The 17,412-nt window shown below is 73.1% G+C and carries 3 protein-coding genes (1 of these 3 running past the window's edge); all 3 read left to right on the forward strand.

The features are described 5' to 3' along the window. The first annotated feature begins 12 nt into the window (after positions 1-12). Tightly spaced (each overlapping or abutting the next), the 3 genes in view from ACZ63I_RS31765 to ACZ63I_RS31775 form a layout consistent with a single transcriptional unit that may run on beyond the window. Complete coding sequence (locus tag ACZ63I_RS31765; protein WP_469342747.1) at positions 13-477, forward strand: YbaB/EbfC family nucleoid-associated protein; 465 nt, start codon at positions 13-15, stop codon at positions 475-477. Next, positions 474-884, forward strand: a complete 411-nt coding sequence (locus tag ACZ63I_RS31770) for a hypothetical protein (protein ID WP_469342748.1) — start codon at positions 474-476, stop codon at positions 882-884. The genes ACZ63I_RS31765 and ACZ63I_RS31770 overlap by 4 nt, the downstream gene beginning before the upstream one ends. Beyond that, positions 885-17,412 carry the beginning of a lonely Cys domain-containing protein gene (locus ACZ63I_RS31775; protein WP_469342750.1) on the forward strand. 30,566 nt of this gene lie beyond the right edge of the window, so 16,528 of the gene's 47,094 nt are visible here — the first part of the coding sequence; it begins with the start codon at positions 885-887; its stop codon lies off the right edge, out of view.

Below are 17,412 nucleotides of genomic sequence, written 5' to 3' on the forward strand. Positions count from 1 at the left end.
GGGGAGTACACGATGACGGAGTCCATGGCGGAGCGCATGGCCAAGGCCCGTGCTCATCTGGAGGCGACCCAGGCGGCGATCGCCCGTGCCGAACAGGATCTGCGCGGCACATCGGAGACCGTGCGCTCGCGTGACCGCGTGGTGGAGGTCACCGTCGGAGCACAGGGCGAGCTGACCGGACTCACCTTCCCCGACAACAAGTTCGCCGCCCTGACGGGACCGCAGCTCGCCGCCTCCGTGCTGGAGGCGTGCGACGAGGGGCGCAGGCGGATCGCCGAGCGCGTCATGGCGACGTTCGCGCCGTTGACCGGCGGCAATCCGCAGGTGCCGGGATCTCGCGGCGTGGACATCGACTGGGAGGGGATCTTCGGCTCGGCCCTCTCCGGTGGACGGCAGGCGGGCGGACGGCCGAGCGACCGGCTGCGCGACGAGATCCACGAGGACGACACCGACACGGCGCCGGGAGGCCGGGCATGAGCGCGACGAGCGGCACGTACGACAGCGACCCGGTCAAGGCGCGGCAGGCGGCCGAGGAACTCCGTTCCGTGGCGGGCGCCCCGGGCAAGATGGTGGACGACTTCCAGCAGGAGAGCCGCTTCTACGACGGGTGGAACGGCCAGGAAGGTGTCGTCGACCAGTTCAAGCAGCAGACGGAACCGGATTGGACGGGTGCGAAAGACGCGCCGGTCACGTTCCTCAACGCCATCGGGGGCGCTGTTTCCGCACTGTCTCTCGCTGTGTTGAAGCAGGTCGAGAGCATCGACGGCACCAAGGGGTTGGCCGACGACCTGATCCACGACGCGACGAGTGACACCGAGTCGCTGGACCTGTCGGACGACTCCGGCTCCGGCAGCGACGGCGGCACCGGCGGTGGGAAGCACTAGATGCTGAAGAAGTACGAGAACGACATCTACACCGAGGAAGAGCGGTGGTTGATGTTCGGTCTTATCGGGGAGTTGCCGCCTTCCGGCGTGCCGGATCTCGGTTTCGACAGCGTCGATCTGTTCTCGGGGATGATCGAGAAGGTTTCGGCGTACGAGTCGCAGATCCAGGACGCTGTCGCGAAGGCCGCGGACGCGTTTCCTGACGAGGTGGCGGGTCCGTTCAAGGACGGTATCCAGTCGCTGACGGGTATCTACGGCGGCAACAATGTCTTCGACCAGTTCCGCGGTCAGTTGCGCCGGCTCGGCGATCAGCAGATGACGCTGTCGCAGAAACTGCAGGCGGGGCAGTGGGAGATCTGGGCCGAGCTGGCGACGCTGCTGATCGAGCTGGCGGCAGCCGCCGCGATGGCGTTCTTCACCGGTGGCGCCTCCATGATGGGGGCCGTCTTCGCGCGGGCGCGTGCGGCGATGAACATCCTCATGACGCTGCACCGGATGATGAGTTACCTGCCGATCGGCTCCAGCATCATGGAGGCGCTGGAGGAGATGATCCAGGCCCTCGCGGTCAATCTGGCGCAGTTGATGATCAACCCGGCCGAGCAGCGTCCGGACGGCATCAACGGCGACAACATCTGGCAGAGCGGCCTGTTCGGTGCGGGCGCGGCAGCTTTCATCAAGGTGTTCACGAAGATCAGCAGGATCTTCAAGGACGGTCTTTCGGACGTCTTCAAGAAGAACTTCGACACGGATCTGTTCAACAAGTTCGACAAGACCAGGTTTCCCGGTGTCGACAAGGACTTGTTCAACGGCAAGGACTACTTCGACAACCCGAATCTGCGGGACTTCTTCAAGAGGCCCGACCCGGTGGCGAACACCCTGTACAACGTGCCGGAGACGTTCTTGACGCAGGGCCTCGGCGAGGCGCTGGCCGGGTACATCATCCAGGGTGCCTTGTTCGGTACGTGGAACTTCAGCGCCCTTGACTTCGCGGGTGCGGGCATCAGCGGCAATGTGCACGGTGGTCTGCATTCCGGGATCACGGGGCCGGCGAGCTGGCTGCACGGCAAGGCTTTCCGCAACGGGAATCTGTTCACCCGGTACATCAACACCACCCATTTTTCCGGCGGTTCGAACGGCCCCACCGGCGGGTCGGGCGGTCCGGGAGGGGGTGTGAACACGGCGGGCGGCCCCAGCGGGGCGTTCACGACGCCGGTCATGCCTCCCCCCGGGCCGGTCGCCTCGCCGCCGCCCCCGGTGGTGGGAGGTGATCCGCTCGCCGGGTCCGTGCCGCTTCCCGGTACGGGAGCCACGCCGTACTCGGCGCCGCCCGCCGCCCCCTCCCGTACGCCCGGCACGGTGTCCTCGGACCTCGGCCACGACACGGACCTGACGCGCTACACCGGCGGCAACGAGCGTGTGTTCGGCGGGTCGGACGCCGGGTCCGGGTCCGGTTTCGGGTCCGTTTCCGGGTTCGAGTCCGGGTCGGAGTTCGGTTCCGGGTCGGAGTTCGGGTCGGAGTTCGGTTCAGGTTCCGGTTCCGGGTCCGGTTCTTGGTCCGGTTCCGGGTCCTTCCTGGGCGGTCCGCCGCAGGTCGCGAACCTCAACCCGCCGTTGACCAAGGGTTTCGGCGACATCCCTGGCTACAGCCCGCTGCCCGGTCAGAGCGGTACGGTCAACCCGTTGCCGTACGGCGTGGGGCCGGAGGCGGCCGGGCTGGACGCCGACAAGAACCTCTCGGGTCTGGCCGCCCCGGGTCCCGTTCCCGCTTTCGGTTCCGGTCCTGCGGCCGCGTCGCCGGGTGTCCGCCCGGACGGGGCGACGGACGAGGTGACGGTGACGGACCGTGACCTGACCCCCGACCCAGCACCGGCACCGGCACCCGCGCTCACGCAAGGTGGCGGCTCACCGGCCGACACCGGCGGCCGTGTCCCCGGCGACCAGGCGCCCCGCGTCCAGCGGGACGACTCCCAACGCCGTTGGATCGCCGACCAGTTGGTCGAAGGCGACCTGGCGGGCAGCCCTCCGCCGCTCGCTCCGGACGAGATGATCAGCGTCGAGGACATGGAGGCGGCGGGCCTCACGCCCGACAACGTCCAGCGCACGGTCGCCGCGTTGAGCGGGGGCACGCTGACCGTGCGGGACAGCGGGCTCACGCCCCTGGAGCAGGCGCGGTTGCTCATGGCGGGGCCGGGTCCCTGGACAGCGCCGCTCGACACCGTCGCCGCCCGCGCCTCCGCGCGGATCTGGGACTCGGCGTACCAGGACTTCGCCACCGGTGAGGACTACGCGGACGCAGCGCCCGAGGACGTCGCAGGGGCCTGGGACACGGCACTCTCCCTGGTGCTGCCCTCGGACCCGGACGCGCGCCCGGCGCCGGCCGGCTCCCGGCCGGTGGGCGCCGGCTTCCCGAGCGCCGTACGGAAGGTGGCCGACCACCTGCTGAGCGCCGGACCCGACACGCGATCCGGCATCGCGCTCGCCGACCGGGCCCGCGGTGAACTGGGCCTGCCACCCCTCGTACGCCCGGCGACCGCACGTCCGGCGACCACGTCGACCGACACCGACTTCGACTCCGGGCAACCCGACTTCGGCTCCACGGACCAGGCGACCCCGCTGCCGCCGACCGCCCGCGCCGCCGCCACCGTCACCACCTCGGACGGTCCGGCGGACGAGACCGCGCTTCCCGTGCCCGAGGCCATGCTCGGGACGGCACCGGCACCGGCACCGGGACCCGCGCCGGACGACACCGCTCCCGACCCGCGCGAGGCCGAGATCGCGCTCGTGCGGGGCGACTTGACCGCCGCGTGGAACGACTACGCCGCCGCCGTCGGCGCCCTGGAGACGCTGGAACAGCACGCGGCGGCCGGCTCCCCGCCGCGCGTGGGCCTCTCCGACGCGCTCGCCGACGCCCGTTCCCGCGCCGTGCGGGCGTACCGGAACTGGACGGACGCCGAGGCGCGGCTGCTGGGCCTCGGCGAGCAGCCGCCCGTGCCCAGGGATGATTACGACGCCGCCGCCCGCAGTGTTCTCGCGGCGCAGGTGACGGCCGAGGACGTGCCGGTGGACCGGCTGGAGGCGGAGGTCGACCCGCGGCTTCTCGTCACGGCCGACGAACTGCGCGCGGCGGGCGTCACCATGCCGCCCGGACGGCCGGCCACCGGCGGTACGCCGCTCGGGACCCTGCCGCCGGTGGACCGGGTGCGGGTCCTGATGACCCGGCCGGGCCCGTGGCCCTCCGCACTCGACACCGTCGCTGCGCAGGTCGCGCGCAGGAAGTGGCAGGAGACCCGCGCGGAGTTCGTGACGAGCGCGGGGCAGGGTTCCGGAGCGACCGTCTCCCGGGCCTGGGAGAAGGCCATGGGCCTGATCCTGCCGCGCGAGCTGTACCAGCGGGAGTCCCTCTTCCGGTACGCGGCCGATCCGTACCGGCACTCCGTGGAGCAGGTTGCCGCGCTCCTGGTGGCGGGCGGCAGCCACGACGCGGCCACCGTGCTCGCCGGCCGCCTCCGGCGCGGTCTCGGTCTGGCCTCCGGCCTCCCGGGCGGCGCACCTTCCGGCCGCCCCGGCGCGCTGCCCGCGCCCCCGGAGTCGGGGCCGTCGTCCCAGTCCGAGCCGCCGTTGCCCGAGCTGCCGTTCGACACGGCGCCGGTGCCCGGGTCCGCGCCGTCCACCGGCGAGTCGGTGAGCGACCTGGAGGCGGTCTCCCCGCGTTCGCCGGTGCTCGCCGACCTGGCAGGCCGGCTGCCCGGCATGTCCGCGCGGGAGCGCGCGGGAGAGCTGGCGGTCCTCTCGCAGCCCGACCGGAACCACCTCGCCGCGGACGAGACGCTGGTGCGGGCCCTGTACGACGGTCTCTCGCGGGAGGACTTCGCGGCCACGGCTGCCCAGTTGATGGTGCGCGTGGCCGACGGCGTACAGCAGCCGTACACCGCACGGCGAGTGGCCGAGGAGCTGGTCGCCGGGATGCTGGCGGACCAGGACGGCCCGCCGCGTGACTCGTCCACTCCGCCCCCCACCGACGCGAACGAGGAGATGCGAAGGGGCCCGAACGTCGCCCTGCGCCTGCTCGGCCAGGGCACGCGGGTGCTGGTGGTGCCCCGGGACGAGCCGCTGACGTCGCACGGCCGGTTCACCGAGCTGGCCGGGGCGGCCACCTCGGACGGCCGTTCCTGGGAGACCACCCGCGGCGGCCACCACAACGGCCAGGTCGCGTTCACCGAGGAGAACCTGCTCGGTGAGAAGACCGGCGTGGGGCTCAGAAGTCACTTCCCCGACGGATACTCCACCGCCACCCACGAGTTCGCGCACGCCCTCCACAGGGATGGGCTGAATCCGGTCGTCCGCGCCTGGATCAAGCACGTGTACGACGCGAAGATCAACAGGGAGCGGAAGAACGCGAAGCGGCTCGGGCGGGGCCAGCACGCCACGCCCGTGGCGTGGCCGGACGGACCGCGGCACGACCCCACCGGGCGCAGGCCGTGGACCAACTACTCGTCCCGCGACGAGTTCGAGTACTTCGCCCAGTTGACCAACGCCTACCTCGGCACCAATCACGGCGTCGACCACTACACCGGCCAGCCGCGCAACAACGGCGCCCAGTGGGTACGGGACAACGACCCCGCGCTGCTGCCCCTGCTGGAGCGGCTCTTCGGACCGGATCCGGGAGCGGGGCAGGGCACCCCGGCGAACCCGTACCGCCGGACGCGGGCGGAGAACGAGCTGTGGGCGGACTTCCGCGCGCTGTGGGACACCGCCGAAGCGCACCTGCCGGAGGACCTCGCCGACCGCGCGGGGGAGCCCGTACCCGCCTCCGAGTCCATACCCGCCTCCGAGTCCATACCCGCCTCCGAGTCCGTACCCGTCGCGGAGACCGTACCCGCGTCCCGTCCCCGGGGTGCCGTGCAACCGGTGCCGCAGGACGGCAACGGCCTGCTGTCCGCCGTCATGGCGAGCGACCCCGCGCTGCTGCGTGACCGGCTGACGGGCCTGGCGGGCCGCGACCCGCAAGCGCACGCGTGGCTGTCCGACCCGGCGCGGGTCAGGCGCGATCTGGCCGGTCCCGCCGAGGCGTTGGCGGACACCCCGTACGCCTCCGTGCTCGCCGCCGCCCGCGGGCTGGTCGCCGACCGCCTGTCGGCACACCGCGGCGTGGGCGCGGGCGAGGCGCTGTGGCAGTACCGCCTCAGCGCCCTCGGAGAGGGCTCCTTCGCGGCCCGCGCCGCCGGGACGGACGTACCGGAGCTGGTCACGAGGCTGGGCGAGCTGGGTGTCCCGCTGCCGGACGAGGGCCGCTTCACGACCGACGAGGGGCTGCGCGGCGAACTGGCCGACCTGTGGCTGCGTCACGAACCGCTCGGCGACGGAGAGCTGACCGCCCTCACCGACGCCGTCCTGAACTGGGCCGAGCACTGGAACTCCGCCGAGGGCGAGGCGTTCGCGCCGCTGCTCGCGCACGTCCTGGACGCGCGCCTCGACGTCTTCAGGGCCGGCCGGTACGGCGAGGCGGGGCCGCTCGACTTCCGGACGCACCAGCCCGTCGGCCCGGCGGACGCCACCCGCACGGTCGAGCTGTTCCACACCGCGTCCTACGCGCGGCGGACCGTCACCGAGAACGGCGTCACCACCGCCCGCTGGGTCCCGTCGGGCACCGACCACTACGAGGGCAGCGACGCCGCGGCTCCGGCCGTGCCGCCGCCGGACCGGGCGACAGCTCTGCCCGGGGGCGCGCCGCGCGTGGACGCGCTGCCCCCGCCGCCCGAGAGCGCGGCCTTCCGCGCCGGACTGACCCGGGACGGACTGTCGGCCCTGGTGGCCGAGGTGATCCCGCGGGGCGCGGTGGGCGTGCCGACGTTCGGCCGGTGCGCCGCGCTGGTACGGGGTCTGGGCGACGCGCTGTTCCCCGAAGGGGTACGGGCTGCGGTCGCGCTGGACGACCTGGCGGTGGGCCGGAGCGCCACGGAGCACGCGCTGGCGGCGGGTCCCGGCTGGCGGCCGGTGCGGGCGTGGGACCAGGTGGCCGCAGGGCTGGCCGCCAGGGGCGCGGGCCCCGGGTCGGTGGCATTCGTACTGGCGGGGGCCCAGGGCGGCCGGCTGGGGCACGCGTGGGCCGCGTACCGCCTCGCTGACGGTGGTGTGGCCTGGGCGGATCTGACTCGGGCGCTGGACAGCCGGCTGAGCGACGGGCCGCCGGAGACCGTTCCGCTGGACGCGCGGGCCGTGATCGTCGGTCCTGCCGGGCAGGTGCTGCCGGAGGCGCTGCCGCTGTCCGAGGGCGCGCCGTCCGCCGACTCCTGGCAGGCGCTGGTGGACGCGCCGACGAACCACGGATACGCCGGGTGGGGGCCGGAGGTCGAGGACCGCAGGATCATCACGATCCAGCACAGGGACGGCGACCCCGACGATCTCGTACATCACCCGTTGGCCCACGGGCACGGTCTGATGGCCGTCGTCGACAGAAGGGCGGTCTATCGGAACCCCGGCACCGGAAGGCTCCAGGCCAAGCCGCCGGAGGTCGCGGCGGGGGAGGACCCGCCGACGTCCGAATACGCCTACATCGTCGAGCTTGTCGTCGATCCGATGCAGGTGATGGAGGAGGAAGAGCGGCAGACCGTCGAAGAGGGTCTGTCGGCCCTGGAACGGGCCCAGTCGCGGCTGAGCACCGTCGACGCCTTGGGGGAGCCGCTGCCGCTGAGCGCGCTCCTGCGGTCGGCCGACGGGTGGACGCTGACCGATCTCGGCACGCGGACCACCGAGGTCCATCCGGCCTTCCCCGACGAGGACCCCGGCGACTACACGCAGCTCACGGCGGGAGTGAGCGTGCTCGGTCTGCGGGCGGTCCAGCACCTGGTCCTGCGCCGGCTGACGGTGCCGACCCTGGAGCCGATCCTCCGCAGCGGCAGCGACATCGGCCGCGTCCTGGCCCGTCAGTACGTGCGCGGACTCATCGACGCCGACCCGGCGCAGGTGGACGCGCTCACCCCCTTCTTCGCCGCTGTCCCGGACGTCGAGGAGGTGTGGGGATACTCCTGGCTGCTGTTCAACGAAGCCGCGGCCGAGCCGATCTCGGAGCGGACACCCGGCCACATCCTCATCAAGAACTTCCTCCCCGCGGCGTCCCGGCATTCCTTCGAGCACCTCCTGAGGGCACTGCGGCCCCGCACCCGGACGTTCCTCAACGATCACGTCGAACAGATCAACGGGCTCGCCGCCGACCATCTGACGCGGCTGCTGGAGTGGCTGGGTCAGCAACTACCCGGCTTCGGGAACGTCCCCGTCAACGTCTTCGACATCTCCCGCGGTCCCGCGAGCCCGCGGGAGAAGATGAACGTCGGCCTGACCGGCCGCACTTCCCGTGGCAAGCGGCTGGACCGGCACGACAGCGTCGGCATGGCGGATTTCGGTGCGCTCGACACCGCCTCAGGACGGCTGTCGGTCGCCCTCGTTCTGCTGGAGCTGCGGCACTACGGCTTCGACCGGATGATGCTGCCGGGCCAGCTCCGCGAGCTGGCGACCGAGCTGGTGGAGTTTCTCCGGCAGGACTACGAGCAGGCGAAGGCCAACCGCTTCCCGCTGTCCGAGGGCGAGCTGCGCGCGTCCTTGCTGCGGATCCGGAACAGCCCCGTGGTGCGCGACCTCGCGCCCTTCCTGGAACTGGCGGCGGAAGGACTGCCGCTGGCCGGCGGGGTGCGGTATCCGCTGCTCGTCGGTCCGGCCGCTGCGGACATCGCCAAGGCTGTCGGCCGCTGGGCACTGGGCACCCCGTTGCCCGCCGGGCCGCACGGACAGTTGCGAGATGCGGTGCGGGCGGCGAACTCCCGGTTGCCGGCGCTCTCCCGTGCGGAGCGCCATCGGATCGTGCCGGTGGTCGACGACGCGTTGGCCGCGCTCGCGAAGCTGGCGGACCCGGAGTCGGCGCCGGAGCCGGTGCCCGGGGACGAGTCGGTCGAGGCGGCCGACGGGGAGCGCGTGCCGGTCGGCGACCTGGCCGTCGTCCAGTACGAGGACGCCGACCAGGAACTGGTGGGACTGTCCGTACGGCCGGCCGACGAATCCGCCGCCCGGACGGACTCCTACGCCCTGCTGCCCGGGGTGTTTCCGAAGAGGTCGGAGGAGGAGGGCGGCGAGCGGGGTGTGCCGCGCGCGGCCACCCGGCATCCGGTGCCGTTCCGCAAGGCGTTCCTGCTCGGGTTCGACGGGGACGGGACACGGGCGGGACTGGCGCTGAAGTCCGGAGCGGTCGCGGAGTTCGGCTATCCGGAGCTGGTCGACGCGCTGTTCGCCGTCGCACCGGAGCTGACCGCGCGGTCGTCGGACACGACCGTGGTGGTGATGGGAGCCGATCTGGCGGGTCCGGTGCGGGCGGACCCGTTGGAGCAGCCGACGGCCGGCGAGTTCCTGGCCACGGCCTGGGGCCGCTGGGTCTGGACGACCGCGAGCGGCCGTGAGCCGCGGATCGTGCCGCTGCCGGGCCAGAACCCGTCGGCCCGCTTCGAGTTGGCGGACGGCGACTGGTGGGTGGGCTTCCGCCCGGCCCCGGCTCTGCCGCAACTGCGCGCCGTCGCACGCCGGGTGACGGGAGAGCGGGCCACGCCCGACCAGGTGCTGCGGTGGGTGCGGGCGGCCCGGCTGATCTACGGCGTCCGGGTGGAGAACGACCAGGAGACGTTCGACGCGCTGCTGAGCGGGTTCTGGACGCTGGACCAGCACCGGGCCCGGCGCGGTGACACGACACCGCTCACCATGGGCGAGCTGTACTCGATGCGGGAGTCCTTCACCCGCTGGCAGGAACGGCCGGCCGGGTCGCTGGCCGAGGAACTGCCGCGCATGATGGACGCGTTGGCGGACGCGACCGGCGACGTCCTGGAGCTGACCGGCCTCGGCCTGACCCCCCGGTACCAGCCCCTGCGGGCCACCGAGCTGCCCGGCGCCGCTGCCCCCGCTCCTCGGCCGGTGTTCGCGCGGCCGGTGTCGCAGGTCCCGCACCGGCCGCGCTCCTCGCGTCCGCCGGTCGCGTCCGCCGCGGAGGGGACATCCGGCGGTCGGACGGCCGGACAGCTCCCGCAGCAGGCCCCGGCGCGCCTGTCACGCCGCCTGGACGCCGGATTCGGCGTCGAGCTGGAAACGTCCGGAGCCACCGTCCCCTTCTACGCCCGGGGCGTCGTACTCCTCAGGGGCAGGGGATGGCGGCTGGAGACCGACACACCGGACACCCCGCCGTACACCCACTCCAACCTTGAGTTCGTGCTGGAACCGATGCCGGACCTGGCATCCGTCGTGAACGCTCTCCAGGATCTCGTCGGACACGTCGCCAGGATGAGGGCCCTGGCCCTGGCGGACCCGGACCGCCGGTTCCGGCTCTCGGGCACGCTCGCCGGGGCCCCGGACCATGTGGAGCTGGTGCGGGACACGACCGTCACGGTCAACGACCCCAGCTTCAGTGCGGTCCTGCAAGTTACCTACGGATTCGGCCTGTTGGACCTCGAAACGGTCATCACCGACCTATTCGCCGCCGAGGAGGCGGAGCGCATCCGGCAGGGAACGTCCCGGGTCGCGGAGTTCTTCGCCGACACGTACGACCGGCCCCTGCCGGCAGCCGCCCGCGAGTTCGTCCGGCTGATCGTCCTGTACCTGGACCGGGCGGGGGCGGACAGGGGGTCCAGGTGGCGGACCATCCAACTGCATGTGGCCGCGGCCTTCCGGCTGCTGGTCCGCAGCGACTTCTGCTCCGTACACGACGAGTTGCTCACCGCGGAGGAACGCCGGGACGTCGACGGGCTGCTGCTCGGCCGGCCGGGTCAGGAGCTTCCCGACCTCCTGCGGGTGCTCGGCCATGACCTGCCGGATCTGGTGTTCCACAAGCCGTACGAGGGCCAGGACAACACCCTGAACGAGGGCCCCACCAAGGTCGATTGGCTGCGCTCGATCGTGTACGGCAGGGGCGAGGGCGAGTTCAAGAAGGACCTTCTCTCGCCCCCGCCCGGCTTCGCGCCGCACACCGGGGATCTGGATGTGGACTTCGGCATGGGCGCCATGGGCGTCGACACCGGGAACGGGGTCATGCTCGCCGAGGCGCGCGGCGCGTCCTACCGGCCCAAGGACGTGCCCCTGAACGGCATGGTCATCCCCGTGGTGGCCCAGGAATTCGCGAGGGCGATGCGCTACAACCCGGCGCTGGGGCAGGACGCCGGGGCCGTTGACACACTGCCGCAGGCCGTGGTGAAGGCCGGCGTACTCGACGAGACGTGGGAGGAGGTCACCTCGGTCTCGGCTGCGGCCAAGCGGGCGGCGGGGAATCCCACGGCCGTGAACACGCGCATCATCGGAAACAGCCTTGAGGACACGAAGGCGCGGGTCGATGCCCTGCTGGCGGGCGATGCCCCGGCGGCACTGCGGGGTCCTGTTACGCGCCTGGGCGACGTGGCGGAGAAGCTGCGGGAGCTGCGCACCGCATGGTCCGCCTCCGGTGACGTACTCGCGGCGATCTCCGAACTCGACGCGAGCCTGGACGCGTTGGAGACGGAACTGTGGGAGGCGGAGAACCGTATCGGCCTCGCCTCGCTCCCGGCGCCGACACCTCCGCAGGTACCGGTACGCACCCGACCGGTGTCGGAGACGGGCGACCGGGCCGGTGGTTCCCGGGCGGCGGGAGCGGGGACCGCTGCGGCGGCTTCCGGCAGTCGGCCGGGTGGCCGGCGGGGCCGACGGGACGATGTGATCAGCTCCGCCCGGCACCACTCGTCGCGGCCGGGACCGGTGCCGATGTCCCGGGTCGTGTCGGCGTCCGGCAGCTCGGACATGTCCCTGGACAGCTCCGAGGACGAGCAGGAGCAGCTTCTCCCCGAGCGTCAACGGAGCGCCGTGGCGGCGCTCTACGGGGTGTTGCCCCCGCATGTGGCCGCCCAGGACGGGGGACTTGACGCCCTGGTCGAGCGGCTGGACCGGCTGCGCAAGCAGCACCCGGACCTGGCACGGGGCCGGTTCGACCTCGCGGCGCTGGTCCGCCATGTGCTGCACCTCGACGCCGGCGAGCGCCTTACGGACGACGCGGTCACCGAGCTGCTGCGGGTGGCGTCCCAGCACCCGCAGGCGCGGAATCTCGCGGAGCTGTCGGCGCACCACCTGGCGTCCGGGGTGTTTGCCGAGGCGTTCCGACTTCCCCCCGACGCGCGGGGCAGGCCCCGGGGCTGGAACTGGCATCAGGCGGGTGTGCCGGCCGACGCCGACCTCAGCGTCGCCGCGGAGGTCGTCGAGCGGGTCGACGGGACACGCGACGAGAAGCAGATCACCACCCCGTGGGGGGACGTGTATCTCTACTCCGCGTCGAGTGATCCGTCCTCCGTCACGCTGCCGGGCCACGGCGGGCGCCCGCGGCGCGTGCCGTTCGAGGTGTTCCAGGAACTGCCCGCACTCGACCCGGACCTGGCCCGTGTCCCGGAGGGCACGGACCTCCTGCTGGCGATGGACTCGGTCAGCTCCCGGGGAGTCCATCTCGCCGACGGACTCGTGGCCAGGTACGGCCTCGACGTGCTCTCGACCGGCGGCAGGACGGAGTGGACACGGCCGGCCGGTCACCCCGCCAGGTCGGTGCTCGCGATCACCGCGCGGGAGCGGCAGGAGCCCCTGGGCGGCTGGCTGCGCCGGGACCCGGAAACGGTTCGCACGGTCACCGGACGAGGGCTCGGCGACGCCGCCCACTGGAGCCGCAGGCTCTCCTACTGGCCGGTCGTCGGCCCCGGCCACCGGCTCATCGGCTACCTCTCGCTGGACTTCGCCGAGGAGGGTGACGGAGGCTGGTCCGCCACCTCGTTCTACGCCCGGTTCACGGCTGGCGCGCCCGTCGAGAAGTACGTCATCCGCTACCCCGACATGGCGCGCCTCGCGGCGCGCCCGGTGCCGTGGGCCGAACTGGGGCTTCCCACCCCCGCCTTCGGGGTCAACCACGGCCTGGCGGGCTCCACCGCCTGGTCCACCCCGCACGGCACCGAGACCACGTCAGGTCCGGAGTCGGGCCGCAGGGCCGCCGCGCTGGTGGCGCTGACCGGGCTGCCCGACGCCCACCCCTTCGTCATGGACCAGTGCTACGGCGCGATGCCCGGGGAGCGCGGGCGCGGCCCGCAGGACGCTGCCTCGGTCCACGACAAGGACCCGCGGGGCGCGGACCCGCTGGGCGACCTGCCGGAGATCCAGCACCGGGCCGACGCGCTCGGCAGGACGGTGTTCTCGCAGTACTACCTGGCAACCGTCGGCTTCACGACCGCGCCGCTGCCGGGAATCGGTGCCGACGAGGGCGTGTTCGAGGTCCATCCCGACCAGCGGTTCCAGGGGGTGACCCCGCAGACCGCGTGGCCGGTCGCCCGGCCGCGGCCGCGGGGCGCGTCGCTCGACGCTGTCGCGCGTGCGGCGGGTCTGCACACGGGTCCGGGTCCGGCGTCCGACGAGGCCGGGGAACAGACCCTGCGCCTGGTGATGGCGCTGCGCCGGGTCTTCCTGCCCTTCATGGACCGGAGTGGGGCATTCCGATTCGTGGACGAGCACGCTCTGCTGCTGACCGACCCCGACGACCAGCGGGGAGCGCTGTCCCAGGTGCTGCTGCGGGGCATCGGCGCGCTGGAGCTGATGCGGCAGGCGGACGTCAGGCAAGGCCGGCCGAGCGTCCCGGTGTTCACCCTGGACCTGCTGGAACTGCTGGCGGAGAAGCACCAGGCCCTCAGCGGGCAGCCGAGCACCGCCGGGCTGCCGGCGGCGGACAGGCAGCGGAGCTTCGCCGTGCTGCTGGAGGACGCGGGCCGTGCGTGGACCGAGCGGCCGGGGCGCGGGCTGGGCGAATGGATCGCGCTGCCCGAGGTGCCCAGGGCCCTGGAGACGCTGCGCCGCTTCCCCGACCCGGCGGCCCTGGTCCGCGACACCCTGGGCCTGGCGGACGACGCACCGGTCGGCGTGGCGGAACAGTCCCGGGTGCTGTGGGCGGAGATCGCGGCCGAACGGCTCATGAGCCGCGACGCAGAAGCAACGGCCCAAGGCGAGTTCGCCGCGGCGGTCCTGCGCCTTGAGCAGCCGGACCCCTCGCGGTTCGCCGAGGCCCACGGCGCGGCCGTCAGGGCGATCGCCGCTGGCCGTGACTCCGGGGACCTCGCCGCGCTGGCCTCCCACGGACTGGAGCGGGACGGAGCGCTGTCACCCGACACGCTGCTCCACGACTCCGAAGGCACGCTGTGGGCCAGGGACTTCACCGGCGAGCCGGCCCAGGCGGCACCGGGCGATTTCGACCACAGCGTGCTCACGCTGATGGAGCGGCTGCCCGACGGCTCGTTCCGCCCGTACGACCGGATCGCCGCCCCCTGGTACGACGAGGACGAACCGGACCGCCCGGCCCCGTTCGTGTACGCCGCGGGCGAAGGCTACGCACCGGCCGGGGTGTTCGCCGATCTCGCCTTCCGCGACCCGGAACTGCGGGAGCTGGGCAACGGGACCGACGGAATCCTGGTGGTCCCCCGGGCCATGCCGCCGGGCGACGACCTCGTGGTGGACAGCCTTCCGGCGCAGGTCTCGCTCAACACGGCCAAGGGCTGGTACGCCAGCACGCACCCGGTGGGGCTGCACCGCGACGGCGACACCCTGACCGTCGCCGTCTATCCGGAGCAGGACGAGACAAGGCCGCCCGAGGACGTCTGGGGCTACGTCCCCTACGACGACGTCCGGGAGGCGGCCGAGGGTGTTTCCGGCACCTCGTCACCGGCGGCCGGCGCCGGCATCACCTCCTCGCCCCCGCACGCACAGCGTTCCGGCCGGCCGCCGCTCGTACCGCGTCCCGGCCCGGACAGGGCGGCCGGGCGCGGGCTGACCTGGGCCGGTCTTGAGGCCCGGGTGAACGCGGTGGCCGAGCGGGCCCTGCCCGCCGAACCGACGCTGGGGGAGTGCGCCGCACTGGTGCGGGACCTGGGCGCCGCGGTGTTCCCCGGCGGGGTGCGGGCAGCGGTGGCGCTGGACGACTCGGCGGTGGGCCGCAGCACGACGGAGCACGCGCTGGCGGCGGGGCCGGGCTGGGCGTCGGTGGAGTCGTGGCGGCAGGTCGAGAACGGGGTACGGGCGGCAGGACCGGGATCGCTGGCCCTGGTGCTCGGGCGGCGGCAGGGCGGCCGGCTGGGGCACGCGTGGGCGGCGTACCACCTCGCGGACGGCACCGTGGTCTGGGCGGACCTGCTGCTGCGGCGAGGGCTGCGGCTGGCGCTGACGCCGGACGGACACGACGGGGCGGATCTGCTGCGCGGACCGCAGGGGCGCTCGCCGCTGGAGATACCGGCACTGGACGGCCGTGCGGTGATCGTCGGTGCGTCGGGCCGGGTGCTGCCCGCCGCGCTGGCGCCGGTCACGCCGTCCCGCTCCACCGTGCAGGCGCTGGTCGACGCGCCCACGAACCGCGGATACGCCGGATTCTCCCTTGAGCTTGAGGACCGGCATGTCATCGAACTCTCCGTACCGGGCCTGCCGGAGCTGGAGAAGATGACGCTGGCCACCGGGTACGGCCTCAAACTCGTGGTCGAGAAGACCCCGATGTTCTGGCACTCGGCCGAAGGGCGGTACCAGTACGACCCTCCGCCGGTCCGGCCCGGGGAGCGTCCCGCGAGGGCGCAGGCCAAGATCATCGGCGAGTTCGTCCTCGACCCGCTCCAGTCCGTGGCCGACGAGCGGCGGCTTTCCCCGAGGGAGGGGCTGCGCCGCCTGGAGACGGGGCGCGCCGCGCTGGCGCGCACCGACACGGCGGGCCCCGCGCGGCTGGCCGACCTGCTGCCGGAAGCCGACGGCTGGACGGTGTCGCCCGGCGTCGGCGACCGGGCCGTGGTGTTCCCCGCGGTGGCGCACGGCGCGGACCGCAGCTACGTGCAGCCCACCGCCGGGGTGAGCACGCTGGGCCTGCGCAGCGCCCAGACCCTGGCGCTGCGGCGGCTGGTCCGACCGGAGATGGAGCCGCTGTTCTCGCGGGGCAGCCGGTTCGGCCAGAACGTCGCTCTCTACTACGTGAGCGGCCTCCTGGGCATGAGCCAGGACGACGCGGCGGCGTTGACGCCCTACTTCGCGGCCGTTCCCGAGGTCGAGGAGGTATGGGGATACGCCTGGCTGCTGTTCAACGAGGCGGCGGCGGTTACCTTCGCGTTTAGCTGGCCGAAGCCGGGCATGGACGGCAGGACCGCACACGGGGTGCTGAGCAAGAACCTGCTGCCCGTGGCGTCCCGGCACTCCTTCCCGTACATCCTGCGCGGACTCAGGCCCGGCAGCCGTGCGTTCTTCCGCGGGCACACCGGCCTGATCGGCGAGGTGGCTGTTCCGCACCTCAAGGGCGCCCGGGACTGGTTCCAGGAGAACCTCCGGGAGTTCGGCCGGATCCCCGACGACGATTTCAGCCCGTTCAAGCTGGTGCGGGAGAAGCTGAACCTCGGCCTGACGGGACGGATGTCCCAAGGGGCGACGCTGAACCGGGTCGATGCCATCGGCATGGAGGAATACGGCCCGCTGGACACCGATCTCGGGCGGCTCGCGGTCGCGCTCGTCCTGCTGGAGCTGCGCCACTACGGCTTCGACGACCCCGCCATGACGCCCGAGCAGATCCGGCAGGCGGCCGAGGAGCTGCTGGAATTCCTCCAGAAGGACGACGAGCGGGCGAAGAGGTTCGCGGTCCCGCTGTCGCGGGCCGCCCAGCGCGACGCTCTCTCGCGTATCGCGCGGCACCCCGCGGTGCGGGCGACCGCGCCCTTCCTGACCCTGGCGGCGGCGGGCTTCCCCCAGGCGGACGGCTCCACCAGCACGCTGCTGCCGGCTCTCGACTGCTTCGACATCGCCGGCGGGATCGGTGCCTACGCACTGGGCACGCCCCTCCCGGCGGACGCCCCCGCACACCGGGCGCTGCGCGGCGCCGTGGAGGCGGCGGCGGCCCGGCTGGGCGAGCTGCCCGCGCCGGAGCGGCAGCGGGTCGAGCCGCTCGTCAGGAACGCCGAGCGAGCCCTGCTGATGCTGGCCGATCCCGGGGCGGCCCCCGACCCGGTGGCGTGGGACGGGACGGTCGAAGCGGCGGACGGCGAGCCGGTGCGGATGCGCGAGGTCGCCGCGACCAAGCACCTGAGCGCGCCTCAGCAGCCGGGCATGCCCCCGCAGCCCGGCATGCCTCCGCAGCCGCCGTCCCGGGTGCCGGTCGGCTTCTCCTCCCGTACCGGGCAGGCGTGGGACGGACAGCAGGAGACCTACAGACTGCTGCGCGACGTGTACACGTTCACCAGGGTCACGCGCGGTGCCCAGGACGCGGGCGGCCCGGCGTCCGGGTCGGTGGAGTCGGCCCCGCAGGCCCTGCCGTTCACCGGCATGTTCGCCCTGGGGATCGACGGTGACGGCACGGGGGCGCGGCTCGCGCTGCTGTCCGGGGACGTCAAGACGTTCAGCTACCCCGGTCTGGTGGACGCCCTCTACGCCCTCGCCCCTGACCTGCCGTCGGGCGGCGCCCTCGTCCCGATGGGCCTCGACGTGTCGGGGCCGCCCCCGG

The sequence above is a fragment of the Streptomyces sp. NPDC087906 genome (assembly GCF_055584925.1).